This is a genomic window from Caldisphaera sp., assembly GCF_049974385.1.
In the GTDB taxonomy this organism is placed as follows: domain Archaea; phylum Thermoproteota; class Thermoprotei_A; order Sulfolobales; family Acidilobaceae; genus Caldisphaera.
On sequence record NZ_JBMFIW010000045.1, the window covers coordinates 1 to 2,298 of the forward strand.

General features: G+C 31.2%; 4 protein-coding genes. All 4 read left to right on the forward strand.

Translation table 11 applies throughout. The annotated features are described in order from the left end of the window. The first annotated feature begins 158 nt into the window (after window positions 1-158). The 4 genes from ACP5GV_RS07985 to ACP5GV_RS08000 all read left to right on the forward strand — a co-directional run bounded on the left by ACP5GV_RS07985 (window position 159) and on the right by ACP5GV_RS08000 (window position 2,184). Window positions 159-452: a hypothetical protein gene (locus ACP5GV_RS07985; RefSeq protein ID WP_428103257.1), complete on the forward strand. Its 294-nt coding sequence runs from the start codon at window positions 159-161 to the stop codon at window positions 450-452. Window positions 453-627: 175 nt separating this feature from the next. Further along, a complete protein-coding gene (locus ACP5GV_RS07990; protein WP_428103259.1) occupies window positions 628-1,059 on the forward strand; it encodes a hypothetical protein in 432 nt (143 codons plus the stop codon). A gap of 133 nt (window positions 1,060-1,192) precedes the next feature. After that, window positions 1,193-1,432, forward strand: a complete 240-nt coding sequence (locus ACP5GV_RS07995) for a hypothetical protein (protein ID WP_428103261.1) — start codon at window positions 1,193-1,195, stop codon at window positions 1,430-1,432. A 188-nt stretch (window positions 1,433-1,620) separates the two neighbouring features. Beyond that, window positions 1,621-2,184, forward strand: coding sequence for a hypothetical protein (locus ACP5GV_RS08000; RefSeq protein WP_428103263.1), 564 nt, complete (start codon window positions 1,621-1,623; stop codon window positions 2,182-2,184). The last annotated feature ends 114 nt before the right edge of the window (window positions 2,185-2,298 follow it).

Below are 2,298 nucleotides of genomic sequence, written 5' to 3' on the forward strand. Positions count from 1 at the left end.
GTAAAAAAGAATTATTTAATCCTCATTTAATCCTCATTTAATCCTCATTAGAGCTTTGGAGTTAATTCGGAGTTAATTAGGAGTTATTTTGTTAATCCTCATTTAATCCTCATTTTTTGGTTTCAATGGTTTAAAGAAAACTCTTTTCTTCTCTCTCAGTGAGAAGAGAGAAGAAAAGAGTTTTCTTCCTTATTTATTTAAGGAAACTCTCCTCTTCTCTCACGGTAAGAAGAGAGAAGAGGAGAGTTTCCGTCATTTTTCATTTTAAGAAACTCTCTTCTTCTCTCGCAATGAGAAGAGAGAAGAAGAGAGTTTCTGTTTTTAAGGTTTTAAGAAACCTTTTCTCTTCTCTCTCAGGGAGAAGAGAGAAGAGAAAAGGTTTCATTTTTTTAGTTTCTAAAAAACTCTCTTTTTCCCTCAGGGTTGAAAGAGGGAAAAAGAGAGTTTTTTAGATAAAAAGGGTTAAAAGCCCCCTCTCTCCCTCAGGGGTAGGTGAGGGAGAGAGGGGGTTTGGGGGAGAGAGGGAGCGGGTGGGGGAATAGTGGCAAGGCTGGTGGGAACCAAAAGGGTTGACAAAAAAATATTTTGTGTTATTATATATAAAAAAACTAAAAAGGAGGTGTTAGTATGGCTAAGGTAAAGCTTCCCCTTTTAAGTGCACAGGTTAGTAATAAGGTAGGTGAAATAGTTTATTATCATCGTGGAGATTTCGGTATTAATGTTGCAAGAATAGCAACTAAACCAAAAAACCCAAATACTGAGAAACAGCAAGCAATAAGAAAGAACATTAGAAATATGATGAGACTTTGGCTTGGTAGAGAAAACCCTGGTGGGATGAGAATATACTTAAATAAAGGAGATAGGTTCGATGAGCTTATGATACACCCACAAGAAACTTTTACTGATGAAGACAGAAAAGCGTGGGATAATTACGTTCACGTAACAAGGCAAGGCTACAAAGTAACAGGAAGATTGGCATTTATAGGGGTTAATATGCAAAGAATGTATGAAGGACTTGTGCCTTTAAAAAAGCCAGGTACAGAATTTCAGATATTTTAAGTAAAATGTTTAATGAATTATAGAAGACGAAACTATTATTTCTTTAGAGGTGTATTGAGTAATAATTTTAAGGGATACGCTTATAATTTTAAGATATTCCGCAATTTTATTATAATTAGGAGGAAAAGAAAGTATGGTAGATAAATTATATTTAAAGCCTTGGGAAGAAGCAAAAGTAGACACTTCATCAAATACAGTCGCAGTTTTAGTAATGTCAGGTAATGTAGTAATTACAAATACTGATTATAGCATAGTTTTTGCTGAGCTTACAGAAAAAGAAATGTTTACATTGCCAATACAGACAGGGTTATATGTATTGAAGAGCCAAGATGTGCCTTCAGAAGTTTATTTGTTTAGAATGTTTATTTACTGAAGGATTTAAAGGTAAAAGATGGATAAAATATTTTCGAATGAAGTAATTTTACTTTTTATTAACTTATTTATCGTGATTATTCAGTTTTATATTAGAGTAGAAATAAGGAGGCTTGAAGATGTTTTGAATGAAAGAATTAAGAATATTGAGTCTACAGTGGAGATATTAAAGGAATTAGTTCAAAAAAGATGACACTTAAAGAAGTTATTGCATATGTAGAGTCAAACAATAACCCATTTGCTTTGAGATACGAGGAGAGCTATTTTATAAAGGCAGAAAAAAAGGGAAATGAGAAGATTCTAAATCTAATACAGGCATTCAATAGATGTTCTAAAGACACAGCTAAAGTAATTTTTGCGACATCTTTCGGATTATATCAAATTTTAGGGGTTAATCTTTATAGCATATGCGAATTGAAATATTCAATTGGGGAGTTTTTATGCTATAAAGATTTACAAGATACTGCATTTTTTACTTTTTGTAAAAGGCGAGACATAGATATAGAAAAAGTAGAGAATGAGTTAAGATTAATAAGTGAAAAAACTAAAGAATTAGAAAGGTTAAAAACTAACGAGTTAGATTATTTTGAAAAAGTTAAAGATTATATGGAAGTAAATTTTATCAATCTCCAAAATTTAATAAAGTTCATTCAAAGGTATAATGGAGCTATTTTTCCATCAGTTAATTTTTTTAATTACTTATATAAAATGGTTAATGCTTATAAAAAGTTAAAGAAAGAGGAGGTTAAGTAAAATGATTGAAAGAGTAGGAAGCCTCATTTTGATTAAATTTTTATCGATGATTTTACCTAACATTTCCAATGCATTAAGAGAGTCATTAAAAGTAGCATTAAAAGAACTTAAAGA

Excerpts from the sequence above, each read along its gene's own strand:
- ACP5GV_RS07995 (WP_428103261.1), top strand. The coding sequence starts at position 1,193 with ATGGTAGATAAATTATATTTAAAGCCTTGGGAAGAAGCAAAAGTAGAC.
- ACP5GV_RS07990 (WP_428103259.1), top strand. The coding sequence starts at position 628 with ATGGCTAAGGTAAAGCTTCCCCTTTTAAGTGCACAGGTTAGTAATAAG.
- ACP5GV_RS08000 (WP_428103263.1), top strand. The coding sequence starts at position 1,621 with ATGACACTTAAAGAAGTTATTGCATATGTAGAGTCAAACAATAACCCA.